The 18,564-nt window shown below is 49.9% G+C and carries 16 protein-coding genes, 1 tRNA gene and 3 rRNA genes; 12 read left to right on the forward strand and 8 right to left on the reverse strand.

Annotation, left to right across the window (positions count from 1 at the left end; genetic code table 11):
- Positions 1-144: 144 nt before the first annotated feature.
- The 9 genes from N7386_RS01230 (at position 145) to N7386_RS01270 (ending at position 10,032) form a co-directional block, all read left to right on the forward strand.
- Positions 145-2,124, forward strand: a complete 1,980-nt coding sequence (locus tag N7386_RS01230) for a heme lyase CcmF/NrfE family subunit (protein WP_011715475.1) — start codon at positions 145-147, stop codon at positions 2,122-2,124.
- An 11-nt stretch (positions 2,125-2,135) separates the two neighbouring features.
- Entirely contained in the window at positions 2,136-2,690 is a 555-nt protein-coding gene (locus N7386_RS01235) for a DsbE family thiol:disulfide interchange protein (protein WP_011715476.1), read from the forward strand.
- On the forward strand, positions 2,687-3,166 hold the full coding sequence (gene nrfF / locus N7386_RS01240) for a heme lyase NrfEFG subunit NrfF (RefSeq protein WP_279766798.1): 480 nt from the start codon (positions 2,687-2,689) through the stop codon (positions 3,164-3,166). The genes N7386_RS01235 and nrfF overlap by 4 nt, the downstream gene beginning before the upstream one ends.
- Positions 3,163-3,744, forward strand: coding sequence for a TlpA disulfide reductase family protein (locus N7386_RS01245; protein ID WP_279766799.1), 582 nt, complete (start codon positions 3,163-3,165; stop codon positions 3,742-3,744). Before nrfF ends, N7386_RS01245 begins: the two co-directional genes overlap by 4 nt.
- Before the next feature lie 482 nt (positions 3,745-4,226).
- Positions 4,227-5,769, forward strand: a 16S ribosomal RNA gene (locus N7386_RS01250).
- Between the two features lie 305 nt (positions 5,770-6,074).
- Positions 6,075-8,967, forward strand: a 23S ribosomal RNA gene (locus N7386_RS01255).
- A 125-nt stretch (positions 8,968-9,092) separates the two neighbouring features.
- A 5S ribosomal RNA gene (rrf, locus tag N7386_RS01260) occupies positions 9,093-9,208 on the forward strand.
- The 16S, 23S and 5S rRNA genes sit together here with 1 tRNA gene alongside, the layout of an rRNA operon.
- Before the next feature lie 30 nt (positions 9,209-9,238).
- Positions 9,239-9,315, forward strand: a tRNA-Asp gene (locus N7386_RS01265).
- A 204-nt stretch (positions 9,316-9,519) separates the two neighbouring features.
- Entirely contained in the window at positions 9,520-10,032 is a 513-nt protein-coding gene (locus N7386_RS01270) for a DUF1993 domain-containing protein (protein ID WP_279766800.1), read from the forward strand.
- Between the two features lie 38 nt (positions 10,033-10,070).
- On the opposite strand, the gene N7386_RS01275 is transcribed toward N7386_RS01270, so the two are convergent.
- The 6 genes from N7386_RS01275 to N7386_RS01300 are packed head-to-tail and all read right to left on the reverse strand — an operon-like array spanning position 10,071 to position 13,985.
- Entirely contained in the window at positions 10,071-11,387 is a 1,317-nt protein-coding gene (locus N7386_RS01275) for a sensor histidine kinase (protein WP_279766801.1), read from the reverse strand.
- Between the two features lie 2 nt (positions 11,388-11,389).
- Positions 11,390-12,052: a response regulator transcription factor gene (locus N7386_RS01280; protein ID WP_279766802.1), complete on the reverse strand. Its 663-nt coding sequence runs from the start codon at positions 12,050-12,052 to the stop codon at positions 11,390-11,392.
- Positions 12,052-12,318, reverse strand: coding sequence for a PepSY domain-containing protein (locus N7386_RS01285; protein WP_279766803.1), 267 nt, complete (start codon positions 12,316-12,318; stop codon positions 12,052-12,054). Before N7386_RS01285 ends, N7386_RS01280 begins: the two co-directional genes overlap by 1 nt.
- A complete protein-coding gene (locus N7386_RS01290) occupies positions 12,311-12,874 on the reverse strand; it encodes a diacylglycerol kinase (protein ID WP_279766804.1) in 564 nt (187 codons plus the stop codon). The genes N7386_RS01285 and N7386_RS01290 overlap by 8 nt, the downstream gene beginning before the upstream one ends.
- A 47-nt stretch (positions 12,875-12,921) precedes the next feature.
- Entirely contained in the window at positions 12,922-13,356 is a 435-nt protein-coding gene (locus tag N7386_RS01295; RefSeq protein WP_279766805.1) for a DUF1924 domain-containing protein, read from the reverse strand.
- Positions 13,357-13,388: 32 nt separating this feature from the next.
- Positions 13,389-13,985 (reverse strand): cytochrome b/b6 domain-containing protein, encoded by a 597-nt coding sequence (locus N7386_RS01300; protein ID WP_279766806.1) that lies wholly within the window; start codon positions 13,983-13,985, stop codon positions 13,389-13,391.
- Between the two features lie 206 nt (positions 13,986-14,191).
- Here N7386_RS01300 and N7386_RS01305 point away from each other — a divergent pair, with 206 nt between their 5' ends.
- The gene (locus N7386_RS01305) at positions 14,192-14,614 is read left to right on the forward strand and encodes a DUF2809 domain-containing protein (protein WP_279766807.1); all 423 of its coding nucleotides are present in this window, start codon (positions 14,192-14,194) and stop codon (positions 14,612-14,614) included.
- A gap of 28 nt (positions 14,615-14,642) precedes the next feature.
- The gene (locus N7386_RS01310) at positions 14,643-15,131 is read left to right on the forward strand and encodes a hypothetical protein (RefSeq protein ID WP_279766808.1); all 489 of its coding nucleotides are present in this window, start codon (positions 14,643-14,645) and stop codon (positions 15,129-15,131) included.
- On the opposite strand, the gene N7386_RS01315 is transcribed toward N7386_RS01310, so the two are convergent.
- The gene (locus tag N7386_RS01315) at positions 15,128-16,045 is read right to left on the reverse strand and encodes a LysR family transcriptional regulator (RefSeq protein WP_279766809.1); all 918 of its coding nucleotides are present in this window, start codon (positions 16,043-16,045) and stop codon (positions 15,128-15,130) included. The genes N7386_RS01310 and N7386_RS01315 overlap by 4 nt on opposite strands.
- Positions 16,046-16,182: 137 nt before the next feature.
- Here N7386_RS01315 and N7386_RS01320 point away from each other — a divergent pair, with 137 nt between their 5' ends.
- Positions 16,183-16,944 (forward strand): SDR family oxidoreductase, encoded by a 762-nt coding sequence (locus N7386_RS01320; RefSeq protein WP_279766810.1) that lies wholly within the window; start codon positions 16,183-16,185, stop codon positions 16,942-16,944.
- Positions 16,945-17,013: 69 nt separating this feature from the next.
- Here the strand turns inward: N7386_RS01320 and N7386_RS01325 are convergent, their stop codons facing one another.
- Positions 17,014-18,534, reverse strand: a complete 1,521-nt coding sequence (locus N7386_RS01325) for an aldehyde dehydrogenase (protein WP_279766811.1) — start codon at positions 18,532-18,534, stop codon at positions 17,014-17,016.
- Between the last annotated feature and the right edge of the window lie 30 nt (positions 18,535-18,564).

The raw sequence follows: 18,564 nt of genomic DNA on the forward strand, positions 1-18,564 counted from the left end.
ACCCAGTTTTGTATGAAAGAGGCAGACAGGAACAATAGCAAATACTAAAATGAACAAAATTTCGTGCATTTGTGTGAACAGCATGTTGTGCGTTGGTCTAGAGTCTTTCTAAATCAACATATTATTAGAGACTGAGGAAAACCCATGATCCCAGAACTTGGACACTTTTCGCTGATTATAGGAGTGGCATTCGCCTTCTTATTAGTCAGCGTTCCCCTTATAGGTGTTGCCCGTAAAGACCAATATCTAGTGAGGTATGCTTGGCCGTTAACCTACGGAATGTTCTTTTTTATCGCTTTATCCGTAGTATCTCTTGGTTACAGCTTCGCCGTTGATGACTTCTCCGTTGCCTATGTGGCACATCACTCGAACTCCCAGTTACCTATCTTCTTTAAGATTGCGGCCGTATGGGGCGGTCATGAAGGGTCACTGCTGTTCTGGGTGTTTGCGCTATCGACCTGGGCGGCTTCGGTTGCCTTATTCAGTAAAGGCTTAGAAGAAGTGTTCACCGCTAGGGTTTTAGCGGTACTGGCGCTGATCGTGATTGGCTTCAGCTTATTTATGCTACTCACCTCTAGCCCATTTGAACGCCTATTCCCAATGCCAGCCGAAGGTCGTGACTTAAACCCAATGCTGCAGGACGTGGGCTTAATCTTCCATCCACCTATGCTGTACTTAGGTTATGTGGGCTTCTCGGTAAGCTTCGCGTTTGCGATTGCCGCTCTCATGAGTGGTCACCTTGACTCTGCTTGGGCACGTTGGTCACGTCCTTGGACCTTAGCCGCTTGGATTTTCCTCACAGGCGGTATTGCATTAGGTTCTTGGTGGGCATACTACGAATTGGGCTGGGGCGGCTGGTGGTTCTGGGATCCCGTAGAAAACGCTTCCTTTATGCCTTGGTTAGTCGGTACAGCATTAGTGCATTCACTGATCGTGACCGAAAAACGTGGTGCGTTCCGTAACTGGACCGTATTACTGTCTATCTTCGCGTTCTCTTTAAGCTTACTCGGCACCTTTATCGTGCGTTCTGGTGTATTGACTTCAGTACACTCGTTTGCAGCCGATCCAAGCCGCGGTATGTTCATTCTGTTACTACTGGGTCTAGCGATTGGTGGTTCACTCACGCTGTTCGCCTTCCGCGCCAGTGAAATGAGCAGCCCTGCACGTTTCGAGCTGAAATCAAAAGAAACCATGCTGTTAGTCTGTAACGTGTTACTCACGGTTGCAGCGGGTACTGTGTTGTTAGGAACTCTATATCCACTGCTGATCGATGCCTTAGGCATGGGTAAGATTTCTGTTGGACCTCCATACTTCAACGCTGTGTTTGTGCCTATCGTCCTTGTACTGTTTGGCTTTATGGGTGTCGGTCCAATCATCCGTTGGAAGAAATCCAAAGCCGGTGAGCTCAAGCGTCAATTACTGGTGCCAGCATTAGTCTCTGCAGCGATTGGTATCGTGACACCATTTATTGTTGATGGTGCGTTTAATGCTTGGGTTGCCTGTGGTATCGCTGCCGCGTCTTGGATTGTGTTAGCGACGGCAAGAGCCGCGTACAACATCGTTAAGCCAAAAGAGGGTGAAGTGAGCGTGGCACGTATGGGCCGCAGCGAACTAGGGATGATCTTAGCCCACTTAGGTATTGCCGTGTCGGTGATTGGTGCCACTATGGTATCGAACTACTCGGTTGAGAAGAGTGTGCGTATGGGCCCAGGCGTGAGTCAAGAGCTTGCGGGTTATACCTTTAAGTATCTCGAGACTAAGAACGTCGTCGGTCCTAATTACACCGCGCAACAAGGTCAAATTGAGATCTACAAAGGCGATAAACTGCTGACGTTACTCAAGCCTGATCGTCGCCAATACAATGTGCGTACTATGGACATGACCGAAGCGGGTATCGATTGGGGTCTGTTCCGTGACTTATATGTCACCATGGGCGACCCAATCAGCAGCACCGAGTTTGCTGTGCGTTTGAACTACAAGCCATTTGTTCGCTGGTTATGGTTTGGAGCAATATTCATGATGGTCGGTGGTTTCTTTGCCGCATCGGATAAACGCTATCGCTCAAAAGTGGCGGCTACGGTTAAGCCACAAGCTGAAAAAGCGAAATTAGCTACCGCGCAATAGTTGGGGAATATATGAAGAAGTTGGTTCTGTTTATCCCATTAGTCATCTTTCTTGGCATGGGGGTATTTTTATACAAAGGATTGTTTTTAAATCCACAGAAACTGGATTCAGCTCTGGAAGGAAAGCCGATCCCGGCTTTCCAACTGGAACGTCTCGAAACACCAAGCGAGATGATTACCAATGAGCAACTGAAAGGCAAAGTCTCGCTACTCAACGTATGGGCCACTTGGTGCCCATCTTGTAAGTATGAGCATCCTTTCTTAGTCATGCTGAAACGCCAAAATATTCTGCCTATCTACGGGATTAACTACCGCGACGAGCGTATTCCCGCATTGGAAGAATTAAAACGTCAAGGCGATCCGTACCATACCAACATCTTCGATAAGGATGGCCGTTTAGGCTTAGACCTCGGGGTTTATGGTGCGCCAGAAAGCTTTATTGTCGATCATAAAGGCATTATTCGTTTCCGTTACGCCGGTCCCATCGACCAGCGCGTATGGAGCGAGACCTTGTACCCGATGATCCAACAACTACAAGCTGAAGCGGCGAAGGATGGTGCAGCGTGAGAACACTGACAAAAATCATCGGTGGTTTAGTGCTGTTGCTGAGTATGGCAACAACGGCCATGGCGACACCCGTCGATACTTACGAGTTTAAATCGCCAGAAAACCAAAAACGTGGTTTATCGCTGGCCCATGAACTGCGTTGTCCGCAATGTCAAAACCAAAACCTGATCGACTCGAACTCACCCGTTGCCCGAGATCTGCGTCTTGAAGTCTACAAGATGGTTGATGAAGGCAAGGGCGATGATGAGATCATCGAGTTTATGACGAGCCGCTATGGTGAGTTCGTTCTCTACAAACCTAAAATGGAAACCAAAACCTATATTCTTTGGTTAGGTCCAGTGGGTTTGTTGCTGCTCGGTCTGATCATTGGCTTCATCTTTATCCGCAAGCAACGTATCGGTGGCGCCACTGAGGCCGAGATCAGCGCCGAAGATCAAAAAGCGCTCGATGCTTTATTAAAGCGTGATAATAAATGAAGTCATTTGCCTTAGCTGCAATCCTTGCGAGTCTGTCTGTTGCCTTTGCTGGTGGTGCCCAAGCGTACCCCGGCATGCAGCAGGCAAATAAGCCGATAGAGTCGACTGTCGATCTGATTAACGTTTTACCCAAGACTTATCCTATCGAGCCCGTTGCTTTTAGCGATGTCGATGGCAAGGCTGTCGATTTCAGCCAATACAAAGGCAAAGTCGTGATGGTGAACATGTGGGCGACTTGGTGTCCTCCCTGTGTCAGAGAGTTACCTGCGATTGAACGTTTGGCTACAAAGTTTAAAGCGGAAGAGTTTGCACTATTACCTATCTCTATCGATGCGGATGGCAAACAGCAGGTTCAGCCATTTTTAACTTCATTAGGAATGGCAAACTTTAATTCCTACTATGATCCTCTGCAAAACCTCGGGCAGGTGTTTCCATTAGATACTATCCCCGCGACCTTTATTCTCGATCAAAACGGCCAATTGATCGCGTTTGTGCGATCATTTGTCGATTGGGATGACGCAAAAGCCGTATCGCTGATCCAAGGTTTTATCGATAAAGGCGTGAAAAAGCTGAATTAAGCAGCAGATTGCGCGTAAATAGAACGCCATTGTAGAAAAGATCGCCATGCGATCTTTTTTCTTTTAAAAAGCCCTTGCACAAAAGTTTTCGCTGCCTATAATGCGCATCCACTGACACGGCAGACAGCGAAAGCAACTGCGGTTACAGTGCGAATCGAATGCAAAATGTGCACTTGGTTCGAAAGCTTCAAGAAGTTTGCAAAAACGCCTTGACGCGACACGGGAAATGCGTAGAATACGCAGCCCTGACCCGCTGAGCGGTAACGCGAAGTGAGTGGTCAAATGCTCTTTAACAATCTAAACAAGAAATCTGTGTGGACACTCACAGGTGTTGAGTTAATCGAAATTACTCTGCCGTTTGGCGAGTAATCAAAATTTAAATCAATGAATGAGTGTTCATAGCAATATGTACAACGACTTATTAAGTTAAGTCGATTCAGAATTCATTGAGTCGTTTAACGCGAGTTAAACAAAAAAACTTTTAATTGAAGAGTTTGATCATGGCTCAGATTGAACGCTGGCGGCAGGCCTAACACATGCAAGTCGAGCGGCAGCACAAGGGAGTTTACTCCTGAGGTGGCGAGCGGCGGACGGGTGAGTAATGCCTAGGGATCTGCCCAGTCGTGGGGGATAACAGTTGGAAACGACTGCTAATACCGCATACGCCCTACGGGGGAAAGGAGGGGACCTTCGGGCCTTCCGCGATTGGATGAACCTAGGTGGGATTAGCTAGTTGGTGAGGTAATGGCTCACCAAGGCGACGATCCCTAGCTGTTCTGAGAGGATGATCAGCCACACTGGGACTGAGACACGGCCCAGACTCCTACGGGAGGCAGCAGTGGGGAATATTGCACAATGGGGGAAACCCTGATGCAGCCATGCCGCGTGTGTGAAGAAGGCCTTCGGGTTGTAAAGCACTTTCAGTAGGGAGGAAAGGTTGTAAGTTAATACCTTGCAGCTGTGACGTTACCTACAGAAGAAGGACCGGCTAACTCCGTGCCAGCAGCCGCGGTAATACGGAGGGTCCAAGCGTTAATCGGAATTACTGGGCGTAAAGCGTGCGCAGGCGGTTTGTTAAGCGAGATGTGAAAGCCCCGGGCTCAACCTGGGAATTGCATTTCGAACTGGCAAACTAGAGTCTTGTAGAGGGGGGTAGAATTCCAGGTGTAGCGGTGAAATGCGTAGAGATCTGGAGGAATACCGGTGGCGAAGGCGGCCCCCTGGACAAAGACTGACGCTCAGGCACGAAAGCGTGGGGAGCAAACAGGATTAGATACCCTGGTAGTCCACGCCGTAAACGATGTCTACTCGGAGTTTGGTGTCTTGAACACTGGGCTCTCAAGCTAACGCATTAAGTAGACCGCCTGGGGAGTACGGCCGCAAGGTTAAAACTCAAATGAATTGACGGGGGCCCGCACAAGCGGTGGAGCATGTGGTTTAATTCGATGCAACGCGAAGAACCTTACCTACTCTTGACATCCAGAGAATTCGCTAGAGATAGCTTAGTGCCTTCGGGAACTCTGAGACAGGTGCTGCATGGCTGTCGTCAGCTCGTGTTGTGAAATGTTGGGTTAAGTCCCGCAACGAGCGCAACCCCTATCCTTATTTGCCAGCGCGTAATGGCGGGAACTCTAGGGAGACTGCCGGTGATAAACCGGAGGAAGGTGGGGACGACGTCAAGTCATCATGGCCCTTACGAGTAGGGCTACACACGTGCTACAATGGCGAGTACAGAGGGTTGCAAAGCCGCGAGGTGGAGCTAATCTCACAAAGCTCGTCGTAGTCCGGATTGGAGTCTGCAACTCGACTCCATGAAGTCGGAATCGCTAGTAATCGTGGATCAGAATGCCACGGTGAATACGTTCCCGGGCCTTGTACACACCGCCCGTCACACCATGGGAGTGGGCTGCAAAAGAAGTGGGTAGCTTAACCTTCGGGAGGGCGCTCACCACTTTGTGGTTCATGACTGGGGTGAAGTCGTAACAAGGTAGCCCTAGGGGAACCTGGGGCTGGATCACCTCCTTACCTATACGACTAACTTGATGTTTGTTGAGTGTTCACACAGATGGCTTGTTGAACTTCTCGAAAGAGGAGGGAGAGCGAAATGCACCGCGAGCCGGTAAGCATTGTTCTTTAACAATTTGGAAAGCTGATAGTAATTAATACAATGATGTCTGTCGTTGTGTTAATACGAAAAAATTGAGTTCTTAAAACACTTTTTAAGTGTCTTGAATATTCAAGTCTAAGGCGAGTCCATTTCCTTGGTCGGAAATGAGACAAGTAAAACCAGCTGGTCGCAACAGCTCAAGTGAAACTCATTTGGGTTGTATGGTTAAGCGACTAAGCGTATACGGTGGATGCCTTGGCAGTCAGAGGCGATGAAGGACGTAGTAACTTGCGAAAAGCGTTGGCGAGCTAGTAACAAGCATTTGAGCTAACGATGTCCGAATGGGGGAACCCAGCAGCATAAGCTGTTATCACTGCATGAATACATAGTGTAGTGAGGCAAACGAGGGGAACTGAAACATCTAAGTACCCTTAGGAAAAGAAATCAACCGAGATTCCCCTAGTAGCGGCGAGCGAACGGGGATTAGCCCTTAAGTCAGAGGGGTGTTAGTGGAATGGTCTGGAAAGTCCAGCGGCACAGGGTGATAGCCCCGTACACGAAAACTAACCTTTGATGAAAACGAGTAAGGCGGGACACGTGATATCCTGTTTGAATATGGGGGGACCATCCTCCAAGGCTAAATACTCCTGACTGACCGATAGTGAACCAGTACCGTGAGGGAAAGGCGAAAAGAACCCCTGTGAGGGGAGTGAAATAGAACCTGAAACCGTATACGTACAAGCAGTGGGAGCGGTTCTTGAGACCGTGACTGCGTACCTTTTGTATAATGGGTCAGCGACTTACGTTTTGTAGCGAGGTTAAGCGAATAGCGGAGCCGTAGGGAAACCGAGTGTTAACTGCGCGTTTAGTTGCAAGGCGTAGACCCGAAACCCGGTGATCTAGCCATGGGCAGGTTGAAGGTTGAGTAACATCAACTGGAGGACCGAACCGACTAATGTTGAAAAATTAGCGGATGACTTGTGGCTGGGGGTGAAAGGCCAATCAAACCGGGAGATATCTGGTTCTCCTCGAAAGCTATTTAGGTAGCGCCTCGGACGAACACCTTTGGGGGTAGAGCACTGTTAAGGCTAGGGGGTCATCCCGACTTACCAACCCTTTGCAAACTCCGAATACCAAAGAGTGCTATCCGGGAGACAGACGGCGGGTGCTAACGTCCGTCGTCAAAAGGGAAACAACCCAGACCGTCAGCTAAGGTCCCAAAGTGTATGTTAAGTGGGAAACGATGTGGGAAGGCTTAGACAGCTAGGATGTTGGCTTAGAAGCAGCCATCATTTAAAGAAAGCGTAATAGCTCACTAGTCGAGTCGGCCTGCGCGGAAGATGTAACGGGGCTAAACATACCACCGAAGCTACGGGTGCAATCCATTAGGGTTGCGCGGTAGAGGAGCGTTCTGTAAGCCGTTGAAGGTGAAGGGGTAACCCACGCTGGAGGTATCAGAAGTGCGAATGCTGACATGAGTAACGATAAAGGGGGTGAAAAACCCCCTCGCCGAAAGACCAAGGGTTCCTGTCCAACGTTAATCGGGGCAGGGTGAGTCGACCCCTAAGGCGAGGCCGAAAGGCGTAGTCGATGGGAAACAGATTAATATTTCTGTACTTCCGCTAACTGCGATGGAGAGACGGAGAAGGCTAGGCTAGCGCGGCGTTGGTAGTCCGCGTTTAAGGTGGTAGGTGGGTGACTTAGGCAAATCCGGGTCACTATACACTGAGAGCTGATGACGAGTCCCCAAGGGGATGAAGTAGTTGATGCCATGCTTCCAGGAAAATCTTCTAAGCTTCAGGTTAGCGGGAATCGTACCCCAAACCGACACAGGTGGTCGGGTAGAGAATACCAAGGCGCTTGAGAGAACTCGGCTGAAGGAACTAGGCAAAATGGTACCGTAACTTCGGGAGAAGGTACGCTGCTGTTGGTGATGGGACTTGCTCCCTAAGCTGACGGCAGTCGCAGATACCAGGTGGCTGCAACTGTTTATCAAAAACACAGCACTGTGCAAAATCGCAAGATGACGTATACGGTGTGACGCCTGCCCGGTGCCGGAAGGTTAATTGATTGGGTTATCGCAAGAGAAGCTCATGATCGAAGCCCCGGTAAACGGCGGCCGTAACTATAACGGTCCTAAGGTAGCGAAATTCCTTGTCGGGTAAGTTCCGACCTGCACGAATGGCGTAATGATGGCCACGCTGTCTCCAGCCGAGACTCAGTGAAGTTGAAATTGCGGTGAAGATGCCGTATACCCGCGGCTAGACGGAAAGACCCCGTGAACCTTTACTATAGCTTGGCACTGAACATTGACCCTACATGTGTAGGATAGGTGGGAGACTTTGAAGCGGGAACGCTAGTTCTCGTGGAGTCGTCCTTGAAATACCACCCTTGTAGTGTTGATGTTCTAACTTGGGCCCCTAATCGGGGTTAAGGACAGTGCCTGGTGGGTAGTTTGACTGGGGCGGTCTCCTCCCAAAGAGTAACGGAGGAGCACGAAGGTTGGCTAAGTACGGTCGGACATCGTACGGTTAGTGCAATGGCATAAGCCAGCTTAACTGCGAGACAGACACGTCGAGCAGGTACGAAAGTAGGTCATAGTGATCCGGTGGTTCTGAATGGAAGGGCCATCGCTCAACGGATAAAAGGTACTCCGGGGATAACAGGCTGATACCGCCCAAGAGTTCATATCGACGGCGGTGTTTGGCACCTCGATGTCGGCTCATCACATCCTGGGGCTGAAGTCGGTCCCAAGGGTATGGCTGTTCGCCATTTAAAGTGGTACGCGAGCTGGGTTCAGAACGTCGTGAGACAGTTCGGTCCCTATCTGCCGTGGGCGTTGGATGATTGAGGGGAGTTGCTCCTAGTACGAGAGGACCGGAGTGAACGAACCGCTGGTGTTCGGGTTGTCATGCCAATGGCATTGCCCGGTAGCTATGTTCGGAATCGATAACCGCTGAAAGCATCTAAGCGGGAAGCGAGCCCCAAGATGAGTCATCCCTTGGACTTTAAGTCCACTAAAGAGCCGTTCGAGACTAGGACGTTGATAGGTCAGGTGTGTAAGCGTTGTGAGGCGTTGAGCTAACTGATACTAATGACTCGAGAGGCTTAACCATACAACCCAGATGGGTTTTACAAGTACTTAGCTTGAATACAAACACTTAAGAAGTGCAACTCAAACCAGCTTTCCGAATTAATTTACTGCCTGCGACGATAAGACGGGTAGTGAATAACAAATTTGCTTGGTGACAATAGCATTGTGGTCCCACCTGATCCCATCCCGAACTCAGAAGTGAAACGCAATCGCGCCGATGGTAGTGTGGGGTCTCCCCATGTGAGAGTAGGTCATCGCCAAGCGCCTAATTTGGTCAATGACCATACAGAGTTGGAGCGGTAGTTCAGTTGGTTAGAATACCGGCCTGTCACGCCGGGGGTCGCGGGTTCGAGTCCCGTCCGCTCCGCCAACACAAAGAGATAAGCCTCATCGAAAGATGAGGCTTTTTTCGTTTTATTTGTACCATTTTTTAGCCGCTCCTATCTTTCTTTACCTACCAGCCTCAGGCTAACGCAAAATAAATCTTTATTTTCTGCTGTTGAAATCATGTTATTTGCCCCAAGATAATCCGAAGTGCTGCAATCTGGTGGCGTTTATCACAGGAGTTTATGTCATGCTTTATGATTTAACGGCTGTTCAATTTAGCAAGATGCTGAAAAATTTGAGTCTTATTCTGGAAAAGGGTGAGGTTTTTGCCAACTTGAAGAAGGTGGATATGGCGGTATTATTGAATTCCCGCTTAGCACCCGACCAATTTAATCTGACCCGTCAGATCCAGATTGCCTGTGATACCGCTAAGATTGGGGTCGCGCGTCTGACGGGTAATTTAGAAACTGTGCCTAAGCATGATGATACTGAAACGACGCTACCTGAGCTGCAGGCACGTATTGCTTCTGTTATCGAGTACTTAGCTCAATTTACCGAGGCAGATTTTGCCGATGCGGCGACTATTCATGTTTCTCAACCGCGTTGGGAAGGTAAGTATTTGACGGGGTACGAGTTTGCGATTGAGCATGCCATCCCGAACTTATATTTCCATGTGACGACGGCCTATGCGATTTTGCGCCACAACGGTGTGGATGTGGGTAAGAAAGATTATCTTGGCCCTATGCCTTACAAGTCGTAATGCCCATCGCACAGCAGAGTGTTTGCTTTGCTGTGCGCTTAATGCGGCTGAGGCAATATCACGCTAACCTTTAGCCCGCCAAGTGTTGAATGCGTAAAGCTAAGTTCCCCCTGATAACTCTCGACAATATCTTTGCAAATCGACAGGCCTAAACCATGGCCTTGAATGCTCTCATCGAGCCGAATCCCTCGCTCCGTAATCACCGTTAAATCTCTATCCGATACTCCTTCGCCATCGTCGCTGACCTCTATTTGATACGCTTGATTGCTGGCATTTGTCTGCTTAATACAAAGCTGTATCTGTCGACGCGCATGCTTGCAGGCGTTGTCGAGCAGATTGCCAAGCAGTTCCAGCAAGTCGTCCCGATCGAAGGGCATGACCAGTGTTTTATCCAACTGACAATCAATTTGACGTTTTGGATAGATGCGCTGCATCACTTGGATAAGTGGCGGCAGATCGTCATTGAGCACGGTGAAACGTCCAGGCGTTGAAAGTCCGACGATTTTAGTGCGCTTAAGCTCGCGCTCAATAATATGGTGCAGATCCGCAAGTACCTTGCTACCTTCGCGTCTTTGTTCTGGCGCTAGGCTATCGAGGTAGGATTGTAGCCCTTGCAGAGGACGTTTCATTTCGTGGGCAAGATTACCCAAGGCATTGCGTGAACGTTGCACCCTCTGCCCGAGTTGATTCATGAGGCGTTCGATTTCCTCAATCAAAGGGCTAATTTCTGTTGGCGTATGCTGGGTATCAATTTCTTGACCTTGGAGCCGCAGTTGCCTGATGGCATCTGGCATTTGCTCTAGCGGTTTAAAGCCCCGTTTTAGCAACAGATACTGGGCAAATAGCAGGATCATAATGGTCAGCAGTACCACTACCGCCGCAAAGCCTAGAAAGCGTAATTGGGTTTGCTCGAGCGAGCTTATGTCTTCCGTTACCCAGAGGGTAATGGTTTGCCCATTCTTGACTATGGTCTGGCTAAACATCAGCCAGTGCTCTTGGCCAACGTATTGAGTGGCTTGTTGTTGCTCGCCAACTTTAAGATTGGGGAGTGAGACGGCATGGTCAAACAGCGAGCGTGAACGTAATAACTGCTCACCGATGTTAATCGCAAAGTAGTGGCCCGAATTGACCCTGTGATACACATTGGGGAGCCTGTCTGCACTCAGTGCCCAAGTGCCATCGGATTGCGGCTCTAGGGCGGAGATCAGGCTATCGGCATCGTGTTGCAGGCGCGAGGCGACAAAGTCTTGGGTTAAGATTTGAATGCCTTGAAATAGCAAATACAACAATAACGCCATGGCGCAGGTGAGGGTGATAAGCAGATTGCGGGTGAGATAGGCTTTGAGTGAATACACGCTTAGGCATCCTTGAGTCGATAACCTTGGCCGCGCCGCGTCTCGATATAGTCTTTGCCTAGGCGTTGACGGAGTCGGTTGATGTACACTTCAATCACATTGCTGTCTTTGATTTGTTCCTCTTCGTAAATACGCTCGCTCAACTCGGATTTGGAGACAATTTTAGTCGGGTTGGCCATTAAATAATGCAGCAGGCGGTACTCAATCTTAGTCAGCTCGATAACTTCTCCTTCGGCATTGGTCACCGCTTGTTTATCCACATCGAGGGAGACGCCCGCATGTTGCAGCAGATTATCGGCGCGGCCAAAGTGGCGGCGGATCAGCGCTTCCAATCTGGCGAGCAGCTCCTCAACATGGAAAGGTTTGCCGAGATAATCATCGGCGCCAGCCTTTAGGCCATCGACGCGTTCGTGCCAAGCATCGCGAGCTGTAAGAATTAACACAGGCATCAGCAGGCCCTTTTGGCGCCATTGGCTCAGTACGCTTAAGCCCGGCTTACCGGGCAAGCCTAAATCGAGGATCACCGCTTCGAAGGTTTCTTCCTCACCAAGAAACGCGCCATCGATACCGTTATTGGCATGTTCAACCGTGTAGCCCGCCTTGTTAAGGGCGGGAATGAGCCGAGCCACTAAGTCGGCATCATCTTCAATCAAGAGTAAGCGCATTAGTCGACCTTTTCCTTAAGCCATTCACCCGTTTTGGCATCGATCTTAATCTCATAGACAATGCCATCCTCGCGCAGGATTTCGAGTTCATAGATGATGCGCCCGTGTTTTTGCTCGACCTCGAGGTCGAGCAAGCGCCCCTTAAGGCGCGACTCATAGCGTTGCATTATGGTGTCGAAGGGTAATACTTTACCCTCCTTCACCCATTCGACCACTCTGTTGGAGAGGTCTTCATCATGGGCTAGACAGCTTGGGCTGTTAATCATCCCAGCGGCCAAAGCCAGGAATATTAACGGTATCTTCATCGAATATGCCCTTCTCTGCGAGGTTATGGCAATTGCTGCATTGGCTGAATGAGCCGACTTTGGGGTTATCTTGCACCATGCGTCTTGGGATCTCATCGTGCTTACGGATAAAAAATGCTTGCTCGGTAATTTTTTGCGGCCCCATGCCGGCAATCAAAGGTTTGCTATTTTTCATCACCTTACCATTTTGCGCAGCATGTTGAACGAGATATTGCTCAATTCTAGCCGCTGCTTCAGGCGCCATGCTGGCATCATCACCAAAGTGGTTGCTTAGGTTGCGGGTAATTGCCAGCCATTTTTCGGCGGGCAGTAAATTTGCGGGATACGCCATATGGCAGCTACCGCATTCTGCCGAGTACTCTGCATTTTGTGGGATAGCTTGATTCAGCTCTCGACCATCGTCGGCATAACCTGTACTGGTAAAGGTCAAGCTGAGCCCTACGGCGCCTATCGCAAGGGCGAGGGCGGTGAGTGTGGAGCCTACAATCCAGCTTAGGGGATGGGCTTGTTTAGTCATGGTATTTCCTTAGGTTTTACTGATTAAAATGAATGTGAATAACGCCGTTATTGCAAACTGAGCCACAGCAGTACGTCGCCTTTTTCTTGAGGCGTGCACTCGCGTTTAAAGGTCCAGTTACAGTTGCGGGTAAACCATTTCTCAATCTTGGCCGCATCGGTTAAACGGTTACTGGTGAGCGACGGCGCCATGGCCTCGATGGGCTTTCGGGTGTTTTGATGCATACCTGAGTCTGTCACTTTGGCGGTGTGGCAGCTGGCACAGCTGCGATCTTCACTTTGCTGTAGCCAGAGTGTTTGGCCTGCCGCGGCGCTAAAGGGGCCTGCGCCTTGTGCCTGATATTGTTGCAGTTGTAAGCCGATTCGCTCGGCGCTGAGTGGCAAGCTGGCGACCTTAGTATTGGCGGCGCTGGCATTAACACTGCTGAGCAGTACCACAGTGAGTGCCAATCCAATCAGGCTTTTATTCAGGTTGTTGTTCATTTCCGACTCCTTTGAACGGTCGATTTCGACGATTATTGATGTTCATCTTGTTGGATCAGCGGGCGCTGCTTTTTACCTGTCAGCATGGCTCTAACGAGGTTTTCCTTATGCAGCAGGCTGCTGACGATCACGCCGCCGACATGGGTGACGATAAGAAACAGGCTGAAATTGGCGAAAAACTCATGCACTTCCTTCAGTGCGCCCTCGGGCCAAGTGGCGAAAAAGCTTGTGGCCAGTGGACCTTGGTCATCGGTGGCATAAAGCGCCATGCCGGAGAAGCCAGTGAACCCTATGCTGAGGATCAGGGCGACTATCATCAGTGCGCCTGCAGGATTGTGGCCTATGTAATCCTTAGCCTTACCCGTGAACAGTTCTTTCAGGTAAGCCCATGCGATGCTCGGACTGGTGACAAAGTTGATAAAACGCGCATGGTGAGTGCCAATCACACCCCATAACAGGCGAAATACCAGCAGGGTTAAGATGCTGTAGCCGGCGTAACTGTGGATGCTCATCCATTCGTTTTCACCTTCGGTGAGGTAGGCTAAGGTAAAAAAGCCTACCAATGACCAGTGAAAGATACGGATCAAGGGATCCCAGACGTTGATGTTTTGCTGCATATTTGAGGACATGATCTGTTGCTCCTAAGGTGGTGTGCTTGCAGGCTACTAAAGCCAAACTTAAACGGCGCTTAAATTTTGCGGAGTGAACTTGCCCGGTGTTCTGATGAGTGAACGGGATAAATAAGTGAGAAATCCATCGAACTAAGCTTGTTAAGCTATTGGTATTCAGCTAGATTTTGCCGCTTAATCTTCGAGAGGTAAGGGATTAACCGTTTATGCCAGTCCATCTTTTTAGCCGTCGGCCCGATCGAAAATCTTTTTTAATTTATGCGGTGCTGCTGTTTATCATTGAAGTGTTGATCGCGCGTTTTGCGCCTCCGGGGTTTATTCGCGGTTTTGTCGGTGACGTGTTAGTGGTGATCCTGTTGTTTTGCATGGCGCGTACGCTCGTGCCCGTGGTGAATACAAAAGGGGAGTCAATCAATCGGTTTTGGCACACGCCATGGTTGGCGCTGGCTGTGTTGCTGTTTGCCTTCGCAATCGAATTTGGCCAGTATTGGGGCTTAGTGGACAAGCTGGGGCTGGGCGGCAATCGCTTGGCGCGAATCGTGATTGGTAGCCATTTCGACCCACTCGACTTGCTGGCGTATTTTGTGGGATACCTGATTTTGATGGGCCTGTATTGGAAGCGAAATTAGCGATTTCAAGGCATTGGGAGGATACCGCATGAAGCCGATAACAGCCTTCACACTGCGAGTGTCCGATACCGAGGCGCTCACTCAACCTTTGTATTTCAATCAGCAAGCTGCTGGGGTCAACATCGCAGGAAGGCAGCTTGAGGCCCAGTACCGCTGCTCGTTACCCAATGGCACCCAAGGCTATTTACTGCTGACCTCCTACGATTGTCCCTTTGAAGAATCGACCGAGTGCAGCCTGCTCGATGCAAATTTTAAATTAGTGGCGAGCCGCTCCCTCTCGCAGAGCTATCATTCGTTTTTACTCTATGCCCATTGGCCAGTTGCGGATAATGGCCTGCGGCTGCATTACTACGATCAGTTAGTTTGGGATTTGCATATTCTGCCAAGCCGTCTAGGTAGGTTCGTCGGTCCGCGCCTCGAATTTAACCCCGTGGTCGAACCTGAGAGCGATCCCCGCACAGCAAGCTCGATGGCAAAACTTTCGCAGCGGTTAGCGAATATCGAGACTAGCCGTTAACGCGATACTAAAAAAGGCGTTAGCAGCTCGGTTAACCAAGCCATAAATACCTGAAGGCGTTTAGAAAGGTGGCGCCTATGGGGATAGAGCAGGCTCACTGGCATTGAGGGGGCAGGATAATCTGGCAGGATCTCAATCAGTTCTCCGGTTTGGAGATATTTTGCCACCCCAATATTCGGCGCTTGAATAATGCCTAATCCTGCGAGACAGGCCGCGCTGTAGGCATCGGCATTATTGACTGTGATTAACTTAGGTAAGGCTAGGGCGCATAGTTCGTGATTATCTTGGCTCAGATACTCAAATCCTGAATCGCTGCCGCCTAACTGGCCAACGTAGTGGATAAGCTTATGCCCATGGCTAAGTTCTTCTATATTCGATGGTTTGCCGTATTTTGCGATGTAGCTTGGGCTAACGCAGTTAAGCATCTTAAAGTGGCCAATCTTTTTGGCGATAACGCCTTCTTGCTGCACGCTGCCAACGCGGATCACGCAGTCAAAACCTTCGGCGACGATATCGACTTTGCGGTCAGTACTGCTTAGCTCCAACTCAATTTGGGGATATTGTTCAATAAACTCAGGAAGATGGGGAAGTACTAAGTTTCGTGCTATCCCCGTGGACATATCGACTCTTAAGCGACCGGAAACTTGCACTGCCTGCAGTTGGAAAAGGCTTTCTAACTCTTGATAGTCGGTGAGCAAGTTTTTGCAGCGCTCATAACAACTTATACCATCTTGAGTGAGGCGCACCGTGCGGGTGGTGCGTTGTAGTAAGCGTGCCCCTAGTGCGGTTTCGAACTGAGCTACGACATTCGACACATGGGTTTTCGATAGACCAAGGCTGATACTGGCTTGAGTAAAACTCTCTAATTCAGCCACCCGCATAAAAATTTGCATGGCTTGTAGTCTATCTTGCATCGCAATTGTTCTCTAATGGCTAACAGTCTTGCCATTTATAGTGTGTTTATCCCTCTTTGTGCAAGTAATAAGCTGTGTGCAGTGGGATCGCCATGCTGTGCGGCGGCATTAACATAGATGAATGAAGAGGATACACAATGAACACAACTCCCATCGCGCTGATCACTGGTGCAAGCCGTGGCTTAGGTAAAAATGCGGCCCTGACCATAGCCGCACAAGGTGTTGATATTATTCTAACTTACCAAAGCAATGCTGCTGCCGCCGCCGAGGTGGTCGCGGAAATTGAATGGCACGGGCGCAAGGCTGTCGCTTTACCGTTAGATGTGGGTGATAGCCAATCCTTTAACGATTTTTCGCTACGCGTAAAAACCGCACTCGAACAGACTTGGCAGCGGGATAGTTTTAACTATCTAGTTAATAATGCTGGGATTGGTATCCATGTGCCTATGGCAGAAACCAGCGTGGAGCAGTTCGATACTCTGATGAATATCCATGTCAAAGGCCCCTTCTTTTTAACTCAGGCGTTGCTGCCTCTACTTGCCGATAACGGCAGTATTATCAATGTCTCTACGGGGTTAACGCGCTTTGCAATCCCGGGGTTTGGCGCCTACGCCACCATGAAAGGCGCGGTCGAAACCATGACCAAATACTGGGCTAAGGAGTTAGGGCCACGGGGCATTCGCGTTAATGTGCTGGCTCCCGGTGCAATTGAAACGGACTTTGGTGGTGGTGCGGTGCGGGATAACCGACAGATGAATGAGTTTTTAGCGCAGCAAACGGCTTTGGGGCGGGTGGGATTACCCGAGGATATTGGCGGCGCAATCAGTGTCTTGTTGTCACCCGCCGCGGCGTGGATAAACGCACAACGTATCGAGGCATCTGGCGGTATGTTCTTATAGTTCAACGCGCTAAAAATAAAGAAAGGGCCAATGGCCCTTTCTTGTTATCAAGGCAAGGTTTCAGCTCGGTTAGAAGAACCCGAGCGGATTGATATCGTAACTCACCAATAGGTTTTTGGTGTTTTGATAGTGATTGAGCATCATTTTATGGGTCTCACGGCCGATGCCCGACTTCTTATAACCGCCAAAGGCCGCGTGGGCAGGATAGGCGTGGTAGCAGTTAATCCAAACGCGACCCGCTTGAATGCCGCGACCTAGACGCTGGGCGCGGTTCATATCCCGAGTCCATACACCCGCACCAAGGCCGTATTCGGTATCGTTGGCAATTGCCAAGGCTTCGGCTTCATCCTTGAAGGTGGTCACCGAAATTACCGGACCGAAGATTTCCTCTTGGAAAATCCGCATCTTATTATGGCCTTTCATGATGGTTGGGCTGATGTAATAGCCTTTGCTTTGCTCGCCTTCGAGCTGGCAGAGCGAGCCGCCTAAAAGCACCTGCGCGCCTTCATCTTTACCAATCGCGAGATAGCTTAAGATCTTATCGAACTGTTCTTGGGAGGCCTGTGCGCCCACTTGGGTGGCGGTATCCAGCGGGTTGCCCTGCTTGATGGTTTGCGCACGGGCGAGCACTTTTTCGATAAAGCGATCGTAAATTGACTCTTGGATTAACACCCTTGATGGGCAAGTACAGACTTCACCTTGGTTGAAGAAGGCCAGTAACATGCCTTCGACGGCCTTATCTAAATACTCGTCTTCGTGGTCCATCACATCGGCGAAATACAGGTTAGGCGACTTACCACCGAGTTCGACGGTCGATGGGATCAGCGATTCGGCGGCACATTTTAAGATGTGGTAACCGACTTCGGTGGAACCAGTAAAGGCCAGTTTAGCGATGCGTTTGCTGGTGGCGAGGGCTTGGCCCGCTTCGGCGCCAAAACCGTTGACGACGTTAAGGATGCCGGGCGGCAGCAGATCTTCAATCAGTTCGAGCAGCACAAGGATAGATACGGGCGTTTGCTCGGCGGGTTTGAGTACTACGCAGTTACCCGCGGCGAGTGCGGGGGCGATTTTCCATGCCGCCATCAACAGTGGGAAGTTCCACGGGATGATTTGCCCGACGACACCCAATGGCTCGGGGAAGTGGTAGCTGACGGTGTTGCCATCGATATCGGCGGCGCTTCCTTCTTGTGCTCGAATGCAGCCGGCGAAGTAACGGAAATGGTCGACAAACAGAGGTAAGTCGGCGTTGAGAGTTTCGCGCACTGCTTTACCGTTTTCCCAGGTTTCGGCAACAGCTAAGTATTCGAGATTTTGCTCAACGCGATCGGCGATACGCAGCAGTAAATTGGCACGCTCGGTGACTGAGGTTTTGCCCCAAGCATCTTTAGCGGCGTGGGCAGCATCGAGCGCCAGTTCGATATCGCGGTAGTCGGAGCGGGGAATTTTACAGAAGTTTTGACCATTGATGGGGGAGCGATTATCGAAGTATTCGCCGTTGACTGGGGCGATCCATTTGCCACCGATAAAGTTGGCGTATTTTTCTTTAAAGTTAACGATGGCACCAGCGGTTCCGGGTTGAGCATAAATCATAGTGTTTTCCTTCTGTGGCTGCCGAATACG

The sequence above is a fragment of the Shewanella sp. GD04112 genome, from assembly GCF_029835735.1.
Lineage (GTDB): Bacteria > Pseudomonadota > Gammaproteobacteria > Enterobacterales > Shewanellaceae > Shewanella.